Source organism: Niabella agricola, from assembly GCF_021538615.1.
Classification (GTDB): Bacteria; Bacteroidota; Bacteroidia; order Chitinophagales; family Chitinophagaceae; genus Niabella; species Niabella agricola.
In genome coordinates this window covers 4,881,690-4,901,228 of the sequence record NZ_JAJHIZ010000003.1, presented here as the reverse complement: position 1 = coordinate 4,901,228, position 19,539 = coordinate 4,881,690, and the positions used below count along the sequence as shown (strand labels likewise).

Annotated in this window: 16 protein-coding genes; 9 read left to right on the top strand and 7 right to left on the bottom strand. The window is 48.1% G+C overall.

Going from position 1 to position 19,539, the window contains the following annotated elements; genetic code table 11:
• Nucleotides 1–35: 35 nt before the first annotated feature.
• The 3 genes from LL912_RS25575 to LL912_RS25565 are packed head-to-tail and all read left to right on the top strand — an operon-like array spanning nucleotide 36 to nucleotide 5,593.
• Entirely contained in the window at nucleotides 36–1,079 is a 1,044-nt protein-coding gene (locus LL912_RS25575) for an efflux RND transporter periplasmic adaptor subunit (RefSeq protein WP_235556471.1), read from the top strand.
• Between the two features lie 34 nt (nucleotides 1,080–1,113).
• Complete coding sequence (locus LL912_RS25570; protein WP_235556470.1) at nucleotides 1,114–4,206, top strand: efflux RND transporter permease subunit; 3,093 nt, start codon at nucleotides 1,114–1,116, stop codon at nucleotides 4,204–4,206.
• 49 nt (nucleotides 4,207–4,255) lie between these two features.
• A complete protein-coding gene (locus tag LL912_RS25565; protein WP_235556469.1) occupies nucleotides 4,256–5,593 on the top strand; it encodes a TolC family protein in 1,338 nt (445 codons plus the stop codon).
• Between the two features lie 160 nt (nucleotides 5,594–5,753).
• Here LL912_RS25565 and LL912_RS25560 read toward each other — a convergent pair whose 3' ends face one another.
• Entirely contained in the window at nucleotides 5,754–6,914 is a 1,161-nt protein-coding gene (locus LL912_RS25560; RefSeq protein WP_235556468.1) for a Gfo/Idh/MocA family protein, read from the bottom strand.
• A 199-nt stretch (nucleotides 6,915–7,113) separates the two neighbouring features.
• Here LL912_RS25560 and LL912_RS25555 point away from each other — a divergent pair, with 199 nt between their 5' ends.
• The gene (locus LL912_RS25555; protein WP_235556467.1) at nucleotides 7,114–8,013 is read left to right on the top strand and encodes a L,D-transpeptidase; all 900 of its coding nucleotides are present in this window, start codon (nucleotides 7,114–7,116) and stop codon (nucleotides 8,011–8,013) included.
• Nucleotides 8,014–8,236: 223 nt separating this feature from the next.
• Here the strand turns inward: LL912_RS25555 and LL912_RS25550 are convergent, their stop codons facing one another.
• Together LL912_RS25550 and LL912_RS25545 are read right to left on the bottom strand one after the other, a co-directional pair.
• Nucleotides 8,237–9,280: a flavin reductase family protein gene (locus LL912_RS25550; protein ID WP_235556466.1), complete on the bottom strand. Its 1,044-nt coding sequence runs from the start codon at nucleotides 9,278–9,280 to the stop codon at nucleotides 8,237–8,239.
• A 179-nt stretch (nucleotides 9,281–9,459) separates the two neighbouring features.
• Nucleotides 9,460–9,876, bottom strand: coding sequence for a hypothetical protein (locus LL912_RS25545; protein WP_235556465.1), 417 nt, complete (start codon nucleotides 9,874–9,876; stop codon nucleotides 9,460–9,462).
• Between the two features lie 176 nt (nucleotides 9,877–10,052).
• Here LL912_RS25545 and LL912_RS25540 point away from each other — a divergent pair, with 176 nt between their 5' ends.
• The 3 genes from LL912_RS25540 (at nucleotide 10,053) to LL912_RS25530 (ending at nucleotide 13,049) form a co-directional block, all read left to right on the top strand.
• Nucleotides 10,053–11,591, top strand: a complete 1,539-nt coding sequence (locus LL912_RS25540) for a serine hydrolase (protein WP_235556464.1) — start codon at nucleotides 10,053–10,055, stop codon at nucleotides 11,589–11,591.
• 59 nt (nucleotides 11,592–11,650) lie between these two features.
• On the top strand, nucleotides 11,651–11,944 hold the full coding sequence (locus tag LL912_RS25535) for a hypothetical protein (protein WP_235556463.1): 294 nt from the start codon (nucleotides 11,651–11,653) through the stop codon (nucleotides 11,942–11,944).
• Nucleotides 11,945–12,083: 139 nt separating this feature from the next.
• Nucleotides 12,084–13,049, top strand: a complete 966-nt coding sequence (locus LL912_RS25530) for a bifunctional helix-turn-helix transcriptional regulator/GNAT family N-acetyltransferase (protein ID WP_235556462.1) — start codon at nucleotides 12,084–12,086, stop codon at nucleotides 13,047–13,049.
• Nucleotides 13,050–13,280: 231 nt separating this feature from the next.
• Here the strand turns inward: LL912_RS25530 and LL912_RS25525 are convergent, their stop codons facing one another.
• The 3 genes from LL912_RS25525 to LL912_RS25515 form a co-directional block, all read right to left on the bottom strand.
• A complete protein-coding gene (locus LL912_RS25525; protein WP_235556461.1) occupies nucleotides 13,281–14,189 on the bottom strand; it encodes a sucrase ferredoxin in 909 nt (302 codons plus the stop codon).
• A gap of 18 nt (nucleotides 14,190–14,207) precedes the next feature.
• Entirely contained in the window at nucleotides 14,208–15,395 is a 1,188-nt protein-coding gene (locus LL912_RS25520; RefSeq protein ID WP_235556460.1) for a cupin domain-containing protein, read from the bottom strand.
• A gap of 84 nt (nucleotides 15,396–15,479) precedes the next feature.
• On the bottom strand, nucleotides 15,480–15,689 hold the full coding sequence (locus LL912_RS25515) for a hypothetical protein (RefSeq protein WP_235556459.1): 210 nt from the start codon (nucleotides 15,687–15,689) through the stop codon (nucleotides 15,480–15,482).
• A 228-nt stretch (nucleotides 15,690–15,917) separates the two neighbouring features.
• Between LL912_RS25515 and LL912_RS25510 the strand changes: the two genes are divergently transcribed.
• Nucleotides 15,918–16,220 (top strand): hypothetical protein, encoded by a 303-nt coding sequence (locus LL912_RS25510; RefSeq protein ID WP_235556458.1) that lies wholly within the window; start codon nucleotides 15,918–15,920, stop codon nucleotides 16,218–16,220.
• 88 nt (nucleotides 16,221–16,308) lie between these two features.
• On the opposite strand, the gene LL912_RS25505 is transcribed toward LL912_RS25510, so the two are convergent.
• Nucleotides 16,309–17,979, bottom strand: a complete 1,671-nt coding sequence (locus tag LL912_RS25505; RefSeq protein ID WP_235556457.1) for a glutamine--tRNA ligase/YqeY domain fusion protein — start codon at nucleotides 17,977–17,979, stop codon at nucleotides 16,309–16,311.
• A 176-nt stretch (nucleotides 17,980–18,155) separates the two neighbouring features.
• On the opposite strand from LL912_RS25505, the gene LL912_RS25500 reads away from it, so the two are divergent.
• Nucleotides 18,156–19,385, top strand: a complete 1,230-nt coding sequence (locus LL912_RS25500) for an ROK family protein (protein ID WP_235556456.1) — start codon at nucleotides 18,156–18,158, stop codon at nucleotides 19,383–19,385.
• The last annotated feature ends 154 nt before the right edge of the window (nucleotides 19,386–19,539 follow it).

Below are 19,539 nucleotides of genomic sequence, written 5' to 3'. Positions count from 1 at the left end.
TATCGATTATTCGTCATACAATTAAAAACATTCATTTGAACCGGATTCCATCGCCCTTACTCCTGCTGCTGATGCTATTAGGCACCCTGGCCTGCAATGAAAAGAAAAAGGCCGCTCCCGCGGGTCAGAAAAAAGGCCCGGCTAAAGTGGATGCATTTATAGTTAAAACAGAATCCTTCGCCGAAAACATCGAAACCCCGGGAACCATCGTTGCCAACGAAGTAACGGAAATTCATCCCGAGGTATCCGGCCGGATCACCCAACTCAATATCCGCGAGGGACAATTGGTATCGCAGGGCATCGTATTGGCCAAGATTTATGATGGCGACCTGCAGGCACAATTAAAAAAACTGGAGGCACAGCTTAATATTGCCAAAGTAAACGAAGACCGCGCCCGGCAACTGGTGAACATACAGGGGATCAGCAAGCAGGATTATGATAATAGCCTGCTTACCGTGCAGAATATCCAGGCGGATATTGCATTGATTCGCACTGAAATTTCCCGAACGGTGATCCGGGCACCCTTTAATGGTAAAATAGGATTAAAGGCCATCAGCATCGGTGCCTATGTAACACCGGCCACCGTTATTGCTACTATTAACCAGACCAGTACCCTGAAGATTGACTTTCCGGTGCCTGAAAAATACACGTCGAAAATAGCGCCGGGACAGATGGTTAATTTCACGGTGGAAGGCAATCAGACAAACTACACCGCAAGAGTGACGGCTACCGAGTCCAATGTAGCAATTGCCAACCGGAGCCTGACCGTAAGAGGCGTCGTAACCGGTAGCACACAGGGCCTGATACCCGGAGCTTTTGCCAAGGTTAAGATCGGCTTTGCTCCTAAAAGCGATGCCCTGTTTATACCCACCCAGTCCATACTGCCTACAGCCCGCGGCAAACAGGTGATCCTGGTAAGCAACAGCAAAGCCATTTTTTCGGATGTGGAAACCGGCAGCAGGGATTCTGCACGCGTGGAAATCATCAAAGGGCTTAAACCGGGTGATACGATCCTTGTAACCGGGGTAATGGCAACCAAGCCCAATGCAAAGGTGAGCATAAATAAAATCGTTAACTGAAAAAGATGATGGCACATCTTGCAATATTTTATCGATGAATATTTCTGAGTTAAGTTTGAGACGGCCGGTATTGGCCATTGTGATGAACGTGGTGATCATCGTTTTTGGTTTTATCGGTTTCAAATTCCTGGGCGTACGGGATTATCCGGCCATCGACCCACCCAATATCAGTGTGCGTACCACCTACCCCGGCGCCAACGCAGACATCATCGAAAGCCAGATCACCGAGCCGCTCGAAGATGCCATCAACGGTATTGCCGGCATCCGCAATATTACCTCCAGCAGCAGCAATGGGAGCAGCAATATCAACGTAGAGTTTGAAGTAGGTGCCAATCTGGAGGCCGCGGCCAACGATGTACGGGATAAGGTTTCTGCGGCCCAACGCCAACTTCCGCCCGACCTGGAAGAACCTTCTGCAGTAACAAAGGCCGATGCCAGTGCAGAGCCCATCCTTTCCATGACCGTACAAAGCAATACCAGGAACCCGCTGGAGCTTACAGAATACGCCACTAACAATCTTGTAGACCGGCTGCAAACCATTCCCGGCGTCAGCAGCATCGATACCTGGGGAGAAAAGCGATTTGCCATGCGGCTCTGGCTCGATCCCAATAAAATGGCGGCGTTCAACATTACAGCTGCAGATATTCAATCGGCCCTGCAACGGGAAAATATCGAGCTACCCTCCGGCAAACTGACGGGTGAAAATACCGAACTCACGATCCGCACTTTTGGGCGGCTTGATACGGAAGAAGAATTTGCAAATATCATTGTTAAAAATGTGGGGGGAGCCGACATCCGGGTTAAAGATGTAGCCAACGTGGTGCTGGGCCCCGAAAACGAGGAATCGGCGTTAAAGGAAAGTGCCATTCCTATGATTGCGCTGGCCATTATCCCCCAACCAGGAGCCAACTATGTATCCATCTCCAACGAATTTTACAAACGTCTGGAGACCATTAAAAAAGAAGTGCCGGAAGACATTAAACTTAACATAGCACTGGATCAGACCCAATACATCAAAAAGTCGATCACCGAGGTTGAAGAAACCTTATTCATTGCCATCGGGCTGGTGGTGATCATCATCTATCTTTTTTTCCGCGACTGGATCCTGTCGATACGGCCGCTGATCGATATCCCGGTATCTCTGATCGGAGCTTTCTTTATTATGTATGTAATGGGTTATACCATCAATGTATTGTCGCTGCTGGCCATTGTACTGGCAACAGGGCTGGTGGTGGATGACGGAATTGTGGTTACTGAAAACATTTTTAAGAAGCTGGAACAAGGCATGAGCAAACGGAAAGCCGCGCTGGAGGGCTCCAAAGAGATCTATTTTGCCGTAATTGCCACCTCCATTACACTGGCCGTGGTTTTTCTTCCCATCATATTTCTCCAGGGATTTGTAGGTAGCCTGTTCCGTGAGTTTGGAATTGTGGTGGCCGGCGCCGTATTGATCTCTGCCTTCGTATCGCTTACCCTTACCCCGGTTTTAAACGTATTCCTTTCCAAAAAGAATGTGCACAAGCATTCCTGGTTCTATAATAAAACCGAACCTTTTTTCCGGGGAATGGAACAATACTATGAGCGGTCGCTAAAAGCATTTATGAAAGTGCGATGGATATCCTGGCTCATCGTTGGCTGCTGTTTTGCGATCATTGGCTTTATTGGCAGCAATATCCAATCAGAACTGGCGCCCATGGAAGACAAGAGCCAGTTTCGCCTGAGCCTTACCGCACCGGAGGGCACCTCCTTTGATGCCATGGACAAATATGTGGATAAGGTATCGCAGTTCCTGATCGATTCAATTCAGGAAAAAGAGATCGTATTGTCCATCACCGGATCGCGGATGAGCGGCAATGCCAATTCAGGAATGGTACGGGTGCGACTGGTACCACCCAATGAACGGAGCCGCTCTCAAAAAGAGATCGTGGATTATGTAAACCGCCATGTTTCCAAATACACCGAGGCCCGCGCCTTTGCCATACAGGATCAAACCATCCAGGTAAACCGTCGCGGCGGACAGGATGTGCAGTTTGTGATCCAGAATAACGACTTTGAAAAGCTTTCTGAAATATTGCCGAAATTCCTGGAGGAATGTAATAAAAGCGATATCCTGCAACAGGTAGATGCCGATCTCAAATTTAATAAGCCGGAATTGCGGATACACGTAGACCGCTTAAAAGCAGCACAGTTAGGCGTTACGGTCAGCGACGTGTCGCAGGCATTGCAAACCGCATACAGCAACCAGCGGCTGGGCTATTTTACCCGGAGCGGAAAGCAATACCAGGTAATGGCGCAGGTAGACCGCATTAACAGGGACGACCCGAATGACCTGAAAAAAATATTTGTGCGCAACAACCAGGGACAGCTGATCAGCCTGGATAATATCACCAATGCAATAGAATCCACCACCCCGCCTACCATTTATCACTTCAATCGCTATAAATCGGCAACCATATCCGCCGGTTTAACCGAAGGCCATACCGTGGGTGACGGGGTAAAGGAGATGAATCGCATCGCTCAAAAAGTGCTGGACGAATCCTTTACCAGTTCACTGAGCGGCTCTGCCCGCGACTTTGCAGAAAGCAGCAGCAATACCAGTTTTGCCTTTTTACTGGCACTGGGGCTCATTTTCCTGATCCTGGCCGCCCAGTTCGAAAGTTTTATCGATCCGTTTATCATCATGATCACCGTACCCCTGGCCCTGGCCGGCGCACTGCTGTCGCTTTGGATGTTTGGTCATACCCTCAATATCTTCTCAGAGATCGGGATGATCATGCTCATCGGGCTGGTAACCAAGAACGGGATCCTGATCGTGGAGTTCGCCAACCAGAGCCGGAAGAAAAATATGGGCAAAACCGAAGCCGTGATTTTTGCAGCGGGCCAGCGTTTGCGTCCCATCCTGATGACGAGTATGACCATGGCCCTGGGCGCACTGCCCATTGCCCTGTCGCTGGGAGCTGCTGCCACCAGCCGCATACCGCTGGGAATTGTGATTGTGGGCGGTATCATTTTTTCACTGATTCTTACCTTATACGTCATTCCGGCTATTTACAGCTATCTTTCTTCCAATAAAAAAAATAAAGAATTTGATGAAATGCTCCGGCTGGAAGATGCTCATGCTTCATGACAGTTATGCAAAGCCTCGCGCTTCGCATAATGATAAAATGCTTAAATAAATGGTCAACTATTTTTATAAACTACGGCAACTATTGATCCTTCTGCTGGTACTGGCGTGTGCGGCACCGGTTCAGGCGCAGCGTCTTTTAACGCTGGAAGAAGCCATCGCAACTGCCCTGCTCAATAACTACCAGATACAATTATCGAAAAATGATTCAACCATTGCGGCCATCGATTACAGTTACCGCAACATGGTATTCCTGCCCAGTGTAAACGGCAATGCGGGTCTCACTAATACCAACAACAATCAGAAACAAACCCTGGCCGATGGTACGGAACGGAAATCCAATAATATCCGGAGCAACAATGTGCAGGCAAATGTTTCGCTTAACTGGGTCCTGTTCGACGGGTTGAAGATGTTTGCCACGCGCGATAAAGCCGCGGCCCTGCTGGAGGCCGGAACCTACACGATCAAGGAACAGATTGTTAACACCATCGCATCGGTGATTGCCAATTATTATGCTATTGCAAGAAGTAAACAGCAAATTGAAGCCACCGATGTGCAGATAAAGCTGAATGAAGAGCGGGCAAAGCTGGCTCAGAATAAACTGGACATTGGTACCGGGGCCAAACCGGATGTACTGCAAAGCAAGGTGGACCTAAACAGCCAGAAATCGCTGCGGATGCAGCAGGAGGTACAGGTGGCGCAATTGAAAGAGCAGCTGGCCCAGGCGATGAACAGCCAGATCAGCGGCGCAGCCTTTGACATCCCGGATACTATTCCGCTTAATTACGACCTCGCCCTTGGAAACGTTCTTGAAGGAATTGAACAGCACAACCCTTCACTGCAACTGGCAAGAACCCGGATCCAGATTGCACAATATGCATTAAAAGAGAGCAGGGCCGGGCTGTACCCCACGCTTTCTTTTAACTCCATGTACAACTTTACACGCACAGAAAACAAAAAGGTCATCAACCCCTTCTCCACATTGTTCAATCAAAGCCATGGATACAACTATGGGTTAACGGCGGCCATTCCCATCTTTAACCAGTTATCGGCACGGAGAGCAATCCGCCAAAGTCAATGGGGTTTAAAAATGGAGGAATTGAATTACGAGAGCCAGCGCTCACTGATCAACCTGAACGTGCTCAATTCCTATAAAAATTATGACCAGCAAAAACGTGCGCTCAAGCTGGAAGAAGAAAACATTGAATTGGCCCGGGAAAATGTAGACATTGTTTTCCAGACCTACAAACTGGGAATGGCTACGCTGGTACAATTGCGCGAAGCACAGCTCAGCCTGGCCCAGGCCTACGACCGGCTGATTGAAGCCCGGTACAACACCAAGCTTTCCGAAACGGAGCTGATGCGGCTGAAGGGGGCTTTGGTGAAATGAGATTTGAGATACCAGACTTGAGAATCCATCAGTCAGGCGCCGGATCCAAAGATTGCGATAACAGCAGTCAGCCATTAGCAGTCAGCAGGAAACTGATTACTAATGGCTGATAACTAAAACTGACAACTGACGGTCAATATCTCAATCCGGATACTCGAAGTTACACCTCAAAATCCCACCATTTCTTATCGGATTGTGCGGATGCAACCACATTATCAATAAACGCCATGCCCCGCACACCATCATCCACAGAAGGAAAATCAAGGCTTTCTTTTGAAGGGGTTTCGTTGTGAATCTTTGCCTGTAATGCGGTAGCAAAATTCCGGTAATGGTTGGCAAATGCTTCCAGGTATCCTTCGGGATGCCCTCCCGGAGTGCGGCAGTTATGCTTTGCATAGTCGCCCAGGTACCCGTTGCCCGCGCGGTATACCTGCGCCGGAGCATCCAGCCATTTCACCAATAAGGTATTGGGTTCCTGTTGGTGCCATTCCAGTCCGCCCTTTTCCCCATAAATCTTAATCTTTAAGGCATTTTCTTCCCCGGCAGCTACCTGGCTGGCGATCAGCACACCGGACGCGCCCTGGTCAAATTTCAACAATACCGCGCCGTCATCATCCAGATTGCGGCCTTCCACAATCGTGTTCAGATCTGCACAAAGTTTGGAAATTTTTTGGCCGGTAATATATTCAGCCAGGTTGGCCGCATGGGTACCGATATCCCCCATACAACCGCTTTTTCCGCTCTTTTTAGGGTCCGTACGCCAGGCGGCCTGGGCATTACCTTCACGCTCGGATAAACGGCTCAGCCAACCCTGCGGGTATTCTACATATACTTTTCTTATTTTTCCAAACGCACCTTCCGCCACCATCTGACGGGCCTGCTTTACCATCGGATAGCCGGTATAGGTATGGGTGAGGCAAAGCATCAGCCCGGTCTCCTTTACTTTTTGTTGCAACTGTTTGGCTTCCTCAAGGCTGAATACCATCGGCTTTTCGATCACCACATGAAATCCATGTTCCAGCGCCATCATGGCAGGAGCAAAATGCACAAAATTGGGTGTTACGATCGATACAAAATGAATGCGCTTGTCTTCCGGAAGTTCGCTTTCCCTGCGGATCATTTCTTCATAACTCAGATAAATACGGTCTTCGGGTAAAAAAAGCAACTCGCCCGATTCCCGGGCCACGTCCGGATGTACGCTCAGCGCACCGCAGCTTAACTGGATCAGTCCGTCCATATTTAACGCCAGGCGGTGGACCGCTCCGATAAAAGCATCCTTTCCCCCACCGATCATACCAACGCGCAATTTTTCTCTTTTCATATAGTAATATTTATTTAACGTGAATGGTTACGAATATACATCTTTCTGTTTGAAAAAGGGGTTGGATATGCGGCGCAGCAATGATCCGCGGCCTCCTTTCTCCGGCTCTTTTTCTAGCCGGAATTAGGGGGCAAGATTTAAGCCCGGCTTTGTACATCTGTAATTTTTTTTACCGATATTGCGGAGCAATTACTAAAAAATGAACGCCAACTTTTTAACTGCTGCAGCTATCTGTATCCTGCTTTTCGCCTGCAGGCAGGCTGAAAAACAAACCGCTACCATTCCCCAGCCAACTGTAAAGGACTCCGTTGTAAAAGCGCCGCCGGCTCCGGAATTGCCACGGATCACCTACCGTTTTATGAAAAAAAAGGAATGGCAGTCATTAAAAGACAGTTTTGAAGGCGCCCGGCACCTCGACCTTTTAACCGCTATCAACCGCACTGATTCCAGCCATATCCGGAGGCTCGACAGCATCCTGGTGCCCAGCGATTTTTCACTGCCGCTGGCCGCCTACATGCCCTTCCCCGAGGAGGCTTCCTTTTTAAAAGACATTCCCAAGATCCTCGTTTTTTCGCTCAACGCACAGGCCTTTGCGGCTTACGCAAACGGCAAACTGGTACGCACCGGACAAACCAATACCGGTCGCAAAAGCAAGCCCACACCGGCCCATCTCTACTTTGCAAACTGGAAAGCACGCAAAACCAACAGTACCGTTAACGATGAATGGGTATTGAAATGGAATTTTAATGTGCACAATACCTGGGGTATCGGGTTTCACGAATATGCCCTTCCCGGCTACCCGGCTTCGCACAGCTGTATGCGCCTCCAGGAACGTGATGCCCGGTTTCTTTACAGCTGGGCCGAGCAGTGGATCCTCAAAAACAACCAGCAGATTGCAACCGGCACCCCGGTTGTTGTATTTGGGCAATATCCCTTTGGACAGCCACGCCCCTGGTTGAAACTTGCCCAAGATCCTGCGGCACTTACCATCGCCCCGGATAGTTTACAGCACCATTTATCTGCCTGGCTTCCCGAGATCATGAAAAAGCAGCAACGGCGGGATTCGGTATTACAGACGGCATCGGTAGCTGCACGGTAAAACCCCTGTTCAGATACGTGATTGCTTTTTAAAGAAGTGGTGATTGTTTTTCAGAATCAAAAGCAGTTAGCTGTGGTTGCATGTAATTTTTTAGAAATAGTCAATGTTTCTCTCTTAGCTATGATAAAGTTATTCGCTAAAAAAATGTTAATTAAAAAAATTCGACGAGTTGCCGTTTTTTTACGATAAACGCCGGATTTTTTTCGCCAAACCAACAAATCTGCTACTCAAATACAATGGTTGCATCTCCTCCGATGGGGTAACCCTGGCAGGTAAGCACGCGCCCCCTGGCAATTTCCTCATCTGTCAGTACTTCATTATAAGCCATCCAGATTTTTCCCGAGGTACAGGTAGCCACGCAGCTGCCGCACTGCCCCGACTCACAGCTGTAGGGCAGTGTTAACCCTGCCCGTTTGCCGGCAGCCGTTATTGAATGGGGATATTGCACCGATAGTTCCCGCACCACGGACCCGATATGAATGGTCACTTTATGCGCTTCCAGATCCGGCGGCCTGGGTTTTACCAGTCGCGGTAGGGGATAAAAATCTTCCTTAAAGATCTGCTTTCCTTTTACCCCGTTGCTCTTTAAGGAGATATCAGCCATCAACATATATTCATAAGGGCCGCATATATAAAAAAGCGTATCCTTCCGGATCTGTACCGGCAAATGCTGTTCCACCAGGTGGGTCAGCACCCAATGACTAAGCCGTTTTTGCAATATCTCCGGGTGATTGCTGAACATAAAGTGAATCAGCAGGCGGCCGGCATAGGCATCCTGGAGCAACTTCAGCTCCCCGTAAAAAATCGTGTCGGCTTCTGAACGGTTGCTGTACAACAGGATGATGGGCGCTTCGGTTGTTTTTAAAAGCGTTTTAATCAATGAAAAGCAAGGGGTGATGCCGCTTCCCGCTGCCAGGAAACAAAACTGCTTTCCCCGGGTGTCGTCCGGCAGTACAAAAAAACCGCTGATACCGGAAGTTTTTAACACATCCCCGGCTTTGGCCTTGTAAACCAGGTAGCGGCTGAATTCACCGTTATCCAGCTTTTTGACCGTAAAAGCCAGGCGCGGGTCGGTAACCGGACTCGACGAAATGGAAAACGAACGGCGCTGCGCTCCCAGGTGGTTTTGAAAAATGAGGGTAAGAAACTGCCCCGAACGGTACACCGGCTGCCAGCCATCCAGCGGTTCAACAACAAAAGTTTTTGCATCAGCCGTTTCCTCTATAATGGCTGCAATCCTGAGGCGCTTTATAACCGGGTCATTCATCCGGATAAATGTACTAAATATCCGATTGCAAAGCCCTATCTTTTGGAGAAACAGCGTCAAGCAAAACCGATGCACCGCTGACCGATTGTAAGAACGCCGGATCTCTCCTGTTCGCGCCCCGGCGACAAAAAAGCGCCCTGGTAAATACCAGAACGCCTGTCTTTGCCTCCAAGTTTTGCCTATTGCTTTACATATTCTTTATGCCCGTTTTTATTGATATAGTAGGTGCCGCCTCTCTTTCCCCGGTAGATCGTTCTGCCCTTTGCGTCTGTGCCTGCCACCGGATCTGCCGAAACCACAGCGGGCTGTACTTTTTGAACCATTGCCGGACGTGGCGCCGGAGCCGGTGCTACGCGGGGAGCATTCCTGGCTACAACCGGCCGGGGTGAAGGAGCAGGAGCCGGCGCAGCAGGCTGTACCTGCGCTTTGGCGGCATCCCGGTTTGCTTTCAATCGCATATCCGGTTTTCCCGATTTGGTAACACCGGTTGATTTTTTATGTTCTTTGACGGCGGCGGGAGTTGCAGGAGCAACCTGTGCAAATGATGCTGCGCAAAGACCGCCACTTAACAAAAGAACCAGTAAAAGACGTTTCATGTTCGTACGGATTAAAATCAGGTATTCAAATAACCATATAAAGATAATTTCCCGGGGAGCCCTTTGCTTTAACAATGGCTCAAACGGCAATAACTATCGGCAAATAAGCCGTTTCCCCGGATTGTTTAACACCTTTAGCTATATTTACCAAACAATCGATCACTCAATTCAGCGGTATGAAAAAAATAGGACTCACTGCTTTTTTAGCCGGCGGCATCAATATCCTGTCTGCTCAGACACCTTCTTTTATCAGCGATAGCCTGGACAGCTATATTCAACGAGGGATAAAGGAATGGCAGGTTCCGGGACTGGCGGTTGCCATTGTAAAGGACGGCCAGGTGCTGCTGCAAAAAGGGTATGGCGTACGACGGGTGGATCAGCCGGAAAAAGTAGATGAAAACACGCTTTTTATGATTGCGTCGAATTCCAAACTGTTTACCGGAACGGCCATTGCAAAGTTGGATTATGAAAAAAAACTTTCACTCAATGATAACGTAACCCGTTACCTACCCTGGTTCCGGATGTGGGACAGTACTACTACCCGGCTGATCACGATCCGGGATGTGCTGTGTCACCGGCTGGGCACCCGCACCTTCCAGGGCGACTTTACCTTTTGGGATTCGAACCTTTCAAAAGACTCTATCCTGTGGAAATTGCGCTACCTGAAACCATCCGGCCAGTTCCGGCAGGATTATGGCTACTGCAACGCGGGGTTCTTAACCGCGGGTCAGATTTTGCAGCGGGTAACCGGACAAACCTGGGAACAATATGTTCAGGCGCAGGTCCTCACGCCCCTGGGCATGCGTAACACATATATGAACACCGCAGGTATGGCGCAACGGGCCAACGTAGCATCGCCGCATACAAATATGTTCAGCACCCTTACCGTGTTGCCGTTTGACCAGATCGATAACCTGGGCCCGGCTGCCAGCATGGTCAGTAATGTAAAAGATCTCACACGCTGGTTACGGCTGCAGCTGGACAGTGGTCGCTTTGAAGGCAACCGGATCCTGCCCTGGGAAGTACTGCAAAAAACGCGGGATGCGAATATTACAGTAAGCAACCGCAAAAACAATCAATACCCCATTCATTTTGTAACCTACGGACTGGGCGTTTACGCGGCTGACTACAATGGCCGGCAGGTGTACTGGCATACCGGCGGCGCTTTTGGCTTTGTAACCAACCTCTGCTTTGTCCCCGAAGAAAAACTGGGTATCGTCATTTTGACCAACAACGACAATCAAAGCTTTTTTGAAGCCTTGCGCTACCAGATACTGGATGCCTACCTGGGAGTGCCCTATAAAGACCGGAGCCGGTTTCTGCAGGGCATCGCCGCAAAAAACAACCGGCAGATGGAAGCTGATCTGAAACACATGCAAGACCGGGTGAATGCCCGTAACAGCACCCCTGTACCGCTGGAAGCTTATACCGGCGATTATTACAATACCGTTTACGGAAAGATCCATATTTCAAAGGCGGGCAACAACCAGCTCCGTTGTACGTTTCAGCATCACCCGGATCTTTCTGCAACCCTCGAATATATGGACAATAATGCTTTCCGCCTCACCTATTCCAATATCGGCTTTGGTGTTTTCCCGGCCGTTTTTACTCTTAAGGAAGGCAAGGCGGAAACGGTACAGATTAAAGCGACAGACTTTATTGAATACGATGCCTACCTGTTTGCACGGGATCCGCAGGGCCTGATGGTTAAATGATTTCACGCAGGTCCCGCTCCCGTCTATTTTTCCATATACGTTTATCTATAAATTCAAGCATGGCATCCAAAATAACAATGATGAAAAAAGATGATTTTAAAGCAGTAATGGCCCAACAGACCGATGCAGAACTGATACGCATCCTGTCGGCGCCGGAAGACCAGTACCAGCCGGAAGCACTGCAGGCAGCCAGGGCCGAATTCAGCAACCGCAACCTTTCTGAAAGTGCTTATATTGCATTAAAAGATGCCAATGAAGCTCATCAGCAAGCGATCCAGGTCCGGGCCGCTATTCCCTTAAATAACGGATGGAAATTGCTGGCTTTTACCTCCTGTCCGTTATTCTTGCAATGATCATGCGATAATATCTTCACTTCGGACCATCGAACGGGCAGCATACATGACAGGCAATCTCATACGCATTCAAATGGTTGGGTCGGTTGTTCATTTCTGAATTCTTCATATATTTGCATAACCAGTTATGTAATTAAGTATGGAAAAAATATTTTATACCCGTACCGGTAAAATGGCCCTGGGAAGCCGGCTCCGGATGTTATCTACCCTGTTTACCGAGGAAGCTGAAAAGATCTACGAGCAAAACCGGATTCCAGTCCGAGCCAAATGGTTCCCGGTTTTTTATATGCTTTCGCAAAACGAAGAAAAAACGATTACAGAGATCGCCCAGGAAATCGGTCATTCGCAGCCTTCCGTAAGCCGCATCATCCGCGAGATGACCGCGAAGGGCCTCATCACTGAAAATAAAAAATCGGGCGACAAGCGTCAAAACCGCGTAGCCTTATCTGCCAAAGGAAAAACACTTGTACCCCGGGTGCTTGATCAGTGCACAGACGTACACAATGCTGTAGAGGAGCTGATCCGCGACGCCACGCACGATCTTTGGGAGGCCATTGAAGAATGGGAGTTCCTGCTGGAGCGGCAGCCTCTTTCCAGCCGCGTACTGAAACAAAAAAAGATCAGGGAAAGCAGCCAGGTACGCATTGTTAATTATGAGCCGAAATACAAAACGGTATTCCGCAGTTTAAACGAGGCCTGGATCTCACAGTACTTTGAACTGGAAGAGGCCGATATACAGGCGCTGAATCACCCCGATAAATACATTCTAGGCAAGGGTGGCTTTATCCTCGTAGCGCTTTACGAAAAACAACCGGTTGGCGTTTGTGCACTCATTAAGATGGATGATCCTGATTATGATTACGAAATGGCGAAAATGGCCGTTGCACCGGAAGCACAGGGAAAAAATATCGGGAAGCTATTGGCAGATGCAATCATCAACAAAGCAAAGGAGCTGGGAGCATCCAGATTATACCTGGAGAGCAATACCCGTTTAAAACCCGCCATCAATCTTTACTACAAACTGGGATTTAAAAAGATCCATAACCGTCCCAGTCCCTATAAGCGGGCCAATATTCAAATGGCGCTGGATCTGAAAGCGCATTAAACGGGTTCACAGGGCTGCCAAGAATGGTTTACGCTTTGCGCGTCTTAAATGGAATAATCCAAAAGATCGATCACCTGTCATTTTCTCACCCCGTTACAGGATTGCCCCTGTGTGTTAACCTTTTTCAGGATGCGTTAATTTGTGAACAAAGGTTTTGTGAACTTTTTTTTTGTTCACAGAGAATCGGTTCACAAAAATCAATGGATGTTGCATACAGATCATTCATTCCTGTTACCGGCTTGCCGGCAATTCCTCAAACGCTTCCAGCAGGTACTTGGTAATGGCACCGGGCTTTGAGGATTTGCAGGTAAGATAATAGGGATAGGGAATCGTTTTCTTCAGAAGAGATAGCCGGTACCGTTGTGTGGCAGACACAATGACCTCAACACGGATATACGAGTCGGCCTCTTCCTGTGCTACAATGGCAAAATCAAAGTCTGCAGAAAAATCATTCAACTGTTCACGCAGGTAGCATTCAACCGACTGGTACAAAAAAGACCGTGTGGAAAGACCGCGGTAATTGGGATAATGAATACGCCCCTGTTCCGTTGCCTCAAGGATCGCATCTACATCTTCCACCATCACCCGTCCATAATAGATCCCTCGCGGCAAACAAACTGCATTGGCAGCAAAACGGTCGCCCCCCACATGGGTGCTTTCAAAAACGGTAACGGCCTTATCATGGTTCTCGATAAATTTAAATACCGGGAATCCAAATTTTGCACAGCATTTATCTTTCTTACCGTTGGTACATACTATATAAAAGGGCTCGGTTTCCCAGATGGCATCCGGGTTATTCATATAATACTCCAGCCGGATGGCAGCCACATCGGCGGGTGTTGAATGGAGGGTCAGGTACCGGCGCCGAATACAATCCACATAAATCAGCCGGCAGGTTTTGAATCCTGTTTTTTTGTTACGGATCAGCAACAATTTTGATTTTTTCTGTTTGGCCAGCTCCTGGAGCCCTGTAATAAAAAGCGGATCGAAATGTGCCTGGTTTACTTTTTCAGGAAACGGATCGCTGTGCTCCAGCAGGATAAACCCGTTATAATTTGCAGCGGAGCCATGAATATCTTCCTTAAAATACCGCGATGCAGCGCTGCAAAAAAATACGTGCCGGGTGCCTGTCTTGCTCAATGATTACATTTATAATGTTTACAAAATATCGCGGTAAACCACCCCTTCTTTTATCAACCGGGCAACCGCCGCCTGCTTTGCAGCTTCCGGCTGGTTGCCGGGCAGTGTTGCCACGGTAAACTTTTCGGTATCAAATATATGATCAATTACCGGCTTTAAAGCATCCGGAAATGAAATGGTTTTACCAAAACATTTTATGAAACATTGACCCTCTGCACCACCCCTTTCATAGAACACATTGCGGTTAACCTTCAATACGGTATCCGGCTGCAGTTGATTCAGCCTGAGCAGCCCGTCAAAATATCCATGTACCTGCTGCGGCTGCATTTTCTGATACTGGTTGTTCAGTTTTTCCAACGCTTTTTCTCCCGACAGCCGCTCCAGTAATTCTTTTAGCAACCCGGTCTTTTCTCCGATCACTGCATCCAGGTCGCCGCGCCAGAAGGGAATGGCCTCGCGAAATGCCTTTTCATCTTCGAGCTGCATAAGCAGTTCTGAAAAATACCGTACCCAGGTAAAGGAAAGAATACCCACGGTGATATGTGCCGAGATGCCGTCATCGGCTACAGCATCATGTACATATCCCCTTGGTACGTATAGAAAATCACCCGGACTTAACTGCAATGTTTGTTCGGGTTCCTTATCGTATCCCTTGCTTACAAAGCCCTGGTTCTTCGTAGGCAGCTCTTTTTCAAAACCATACAGGTGCCATGTTTTTGTACCTGCAATCTGCAACACAAATACATCATGTGTATCCCAATGCGGATTAAAACCCTGGGAACGGTTAGGTGTAATGTACAGGTTGGCCTGCACCGGCGCATTAAACTTCCGGGATAATTCCATGCAGCAGGCGGACAAATGATCAAAATACCGTTGCCCCGCTTGTACCACTAATGTAGCGCCGTCGTTAAATAAGGCAAAAGCCTTTTCAGTATGAATGATCCCGTCCTTTTTATGATGCCCGATAGGCACTCCTTTCAACGTATACTCACCGGAAGGGAGCTCCTTTCCGTTTTTTACAACGCGTAATGAGGGATAAAAAATATCCTGCCGGTCCAGAAAGTCCGACAATTCCCGGCTGGTCAGTACCGGCTCATAATAAGAGGCATCATTCCGGGGTATATGCAGGAGTTTTTTTTCATGATAGGTGTTAAAGAATGCGTCTACAGAACAGGGGGCTATGATCTTATCAAAAAAAGCGGTCATATATTGAAACGATTTTACACTACAAGATAATAAAAAAAGCCGCAGCATACCGGATGCCGCAGCTTTTCAATCAATTCATTTTTATCAGGCGTTATCGGACCCGTCCGCATCACTGCCATCGCCATCTGCGCCACCATCACCGTCTGCACCACCGTCGCCGTCCGAAGCATCTGAACCATCCCCATCGCTGCCATCGCCATCTGCCCCGTCACCATCCATTTCCGAGTATTCCTGCTCCGTAGCACGTGTTACCTGCAGCTCATCTTCGTTTAACAAAAATTCGTTCAGTTCCATAATTAAAGTTTAAGAAGTTTAGAAATCGTTTACTAAAGTAAGTTAGGAAAATTTTCCCAAACGACCCGCTTCGCTGGTAAATTTAATAGTTCATTAATACCTGCTGCTGATTAAACCGGCAGCACCGGCCGGAAGTTTAATTTTTTTATAAAACAGGATGCAAGGCGGCGCCTTTCATACGCTGGCACTGTTTTTTAAGTATCTTAACGGCTTCTTATCTGAAATAAAATGAAGCAGGATCAAAAATCGCCGCACATCCTAAACGCCGCATCCAATCTCACCGGTATTTGTTTTATCCTGATCACCTCGCTGCGGATTTTCAGCAACAAAGGAGAACGTACGGTTATGGATGAAGCGGCGGCCGTTGCCATCCTGTTTTTTATGACCAGCTGCATCCTTTCTTTCCTTTCCATGCGATCATCCGGCTCCAAAAGCAATAAGCTGGAATCCTATGCTGATTATGTGTTTCTTACGGGACTTGGACTGTTATTCGTTATTACGCTTTTGTTTGTGTTCAACGTGATTCACTAGCTATCAGCATTCAGCTACCAGCAATCAGCTAAAGCCAAAAGCTGCTTACCGATAACTGAAGACGGGAAACAGGCCGCTGAAGGCGTTGTTATTTTGCCTTGGCCCAGCTGTCTTTTAAGGTAACCGTCCGGTTAAAGATCAGCTGCTCCGGTGTGCTGTCCGGATCAAGGGTAAAATACCCCTTCCGCAGAAACTGGAACCGCTCGTTAACCGTTGCTTCTTTTAGCGCCGCTTCCGCCAGTGCATTTTCAACAACCTGCAATGACTGGTGATTGATATAATCGGTAAAATTCCCCTCCGCATTTCCAGGATCCTCTACCGTAAACAGGCGGTCGTATTCGCGTACCCGTACCGGAAAACAATCCCGGGCATTTACCCAATGAAGCGTTCCCTTTACATGAATGCCGGAAGTATCCTCCCCGCTTTTGCTATTGGCAAAATACGAACAATTCAACTGGATGATATTTCCATCCGCATCCTTTACCACTTCATCGCACTGGATGATGTAGGCGCTTTTCAGCCGCACCTGTTTACCCGGAGCCAGGCGGAAATATTTCTTCGGTGCATCCTCCATAAAATCGTCGCGCTCAATAAACAATTCCTTGCTAAAGGAGAGCTTACGGGATCCTCCCTCAGGGTCTTCAGGATTATTTTCAGAATGCAGCCATTCGCCTTCACCTTCATAATTGGTGATCACCACTTTCAGCGGATCAAATACCACCATCCGGCGCAGGGCAATTTTATTAAGATGTTCGCGGGCACAAAACTCCAGCACGCCGGCGTCTACCAGGTTATCTCTTTTTCCTACCCCGATCCGCTCGCAATAGTCCCGGATACTTTCAGGCGTATATCCCCGCCTCCGCAGACCGGCAATAGTGGGCATCCGCGGGTCATCCCAGCCCGAAACATACTTTTCAGTTACCAGTTGCAGCAGCTTCCGTTTGCTGGTGAGCGTATGGCTCAGGTTCCTGCGGGCAAATTCGTACTGGTGAGATGGGTAGATCTCCAGTTTTTCAATAAGCCAGTTATAAACCTCGCGGTGCGGAACAAACTCCATCGTACATATTGAATGGGTAATATGCTCAATTGAATCACTTTGTCCGTGCGCAAAATCATACATCGGGTAAATGGCCCACCGGTCGCCGGTGCGGTGATGATGGGCATGTTTGATCCGGTATAAAATGGGATCGCGCATGATCATGTTGGGCGAGCTCATATCGATCTTTGCACGCAACACTTTTTCCCCATCCTTGTATACGCCCTGCCGCATTTCTTCAAACAGCCGCAGGTTTTCTTCAACGGTCCGGTCTGCATATACATTTCGCCGGCCGGGCTGTGTAGGTGTGCCCTTCTGCTCGGCTATTTCCTCGCTGGTGCTGTCGTCTACATAGGCCAGTCCCTTTTTTATAAGAGATACAGCATATTCATACAATTGCTCGAAATAATCGGAAGCATACAATTCATTGGCCCATTCAAAACCCAGCCATTGAATATCTTTCTTAATACCATCTACATATTCAGTATCCTCTGTTACCGGGTTGGTATCATCGAACCGGAGATTGGTTCCGCCCCCGTATTTCAGGCTCAATCCAAAATTCAGGCAAATACTGCTGGCATGGCCGATATGCAGATATCCGTTCGGCTCCGGGGGAAACCGGGTCATGATCGTTTTATATTTTCCGGAAGCCAGATCAGCTTCCACGATCTCTTCCAGGAAATTCAGGCTCTTTTTTTCTTCCGTTTTAAAATCTTCTGTCATAAAAAAATCGGTTCTATCTACAAATGTAGCCAATTGTTAGTAAACGAGTTACCTGTCTTAATGAAGCCTTCTTTAAAATGTTATGTTAAGTTACCCATCCGGGAACGAAAACTTCTTAAAACTTTTTTTTAAGTTTTAATTTCTATTTATTATCTTAGGATTGACAAACCGATTACTTGCATAAGGTCGCCATATATAGTAAATTAAAACGTAATATTTTTGAAAAACTATATTACGAAAAAGCATTAACCTGCAGCGATCTGAGCGCCCTGCTGGACAAGAGCATTCCATTGGTGGCAAAGGCCCTTGCTGAACTGAAGCAGGATGAAATCGTGGTTATCGACGGGCACGCCGATTCAACCGGCGGACGGAAAGCCCTCCTTTACAAATTAAAACCGGGAATGACGTATATCCTTTCAGTGGCTATGGATCAGTTGTATACAACGCTTTCGGTAATGGATGCCAGTCAGAACCATGCCGTCTTTATGCAGCGTTTTGAATTAAAACTGCTCAACAACGATGAAGCGCTTTCAGCATTGATTTCCGCCATTACCTCTACCCTGGAACATTCAGGCATCCGGCGCGATCAGTTCCTGGGGATGGGGTTGGGCATGCCGGGGTTCATTAATATAAAAAAAGGGGTCAACCAGTCCTATGTTTTCACAAACAGTACACTCAGCCTCCGGGATCATCTGGAACAGGTGTTTCAAATGCCCGTTTTTATTGATAACGACTCCAGCACCATTGCCCTGGGCGAGTCTAAATTTGGCATTGCCCGCGGCAAAACGGATGTAATGGTCGTGAACATCAGCTGGGGTGTAGGTCTGGGCATGATTGTAGATGGTAAGCTGTTCCGCGGGCATGCCGGCTATGCCGGAGAACTCAGTCATATTCCTATTTCCGACAATAATATCTTATGTGAATGTGGTAAAAGAGGTTGCCTCGAAACCGAGGCGTCTTTGAGAGTCGTAGCGCTAAAAGCTTTGCAACTGATCAGGGAGGGTAAGCTGGAACATTTAAAAATCTCAACGCATTCCATAGAAGAAGCCGCCTATGCGGTTATGAAACTGGCCGCACAGGGCGATCAGCTTTGCATTGAACTGCTGTCGGATATGGCGTATAAGATCGGGAAAGCGCTTGCGATCCTGGTGCACATCATTAACCCGGAACTGGTATTGCTGAGCGGACGGGCCTCAGAAGTAGGCCGGTTACTGATGGCCCCGATCCAGCAGGCGCTCAATACTTATAGCATACCCCGGCTAATGGAGGGTGTGGAACTGGACGTATCAACGCTCAAGTACAACGCATATTCAATGGGCGCAGCAGCACTGGTTGTAAACAGCCTGTCTGCTGCCAAACGGGAAGCCATAAATGAACCGGGGCGCACAGTAGAAGCCGCCCCCTGATATAAACCCCTTTTGTTCACGAAAACAGCACGATTACGCACATGAAATTAAAACAATCCATTGCACTTCGTCCGCTGCTGGGCATATGTGCCCGGCACGTACTGAAAAAAAGCTGAAAGAATCCCTTTCTTCCGGACCCCTGGCATGAAATTTT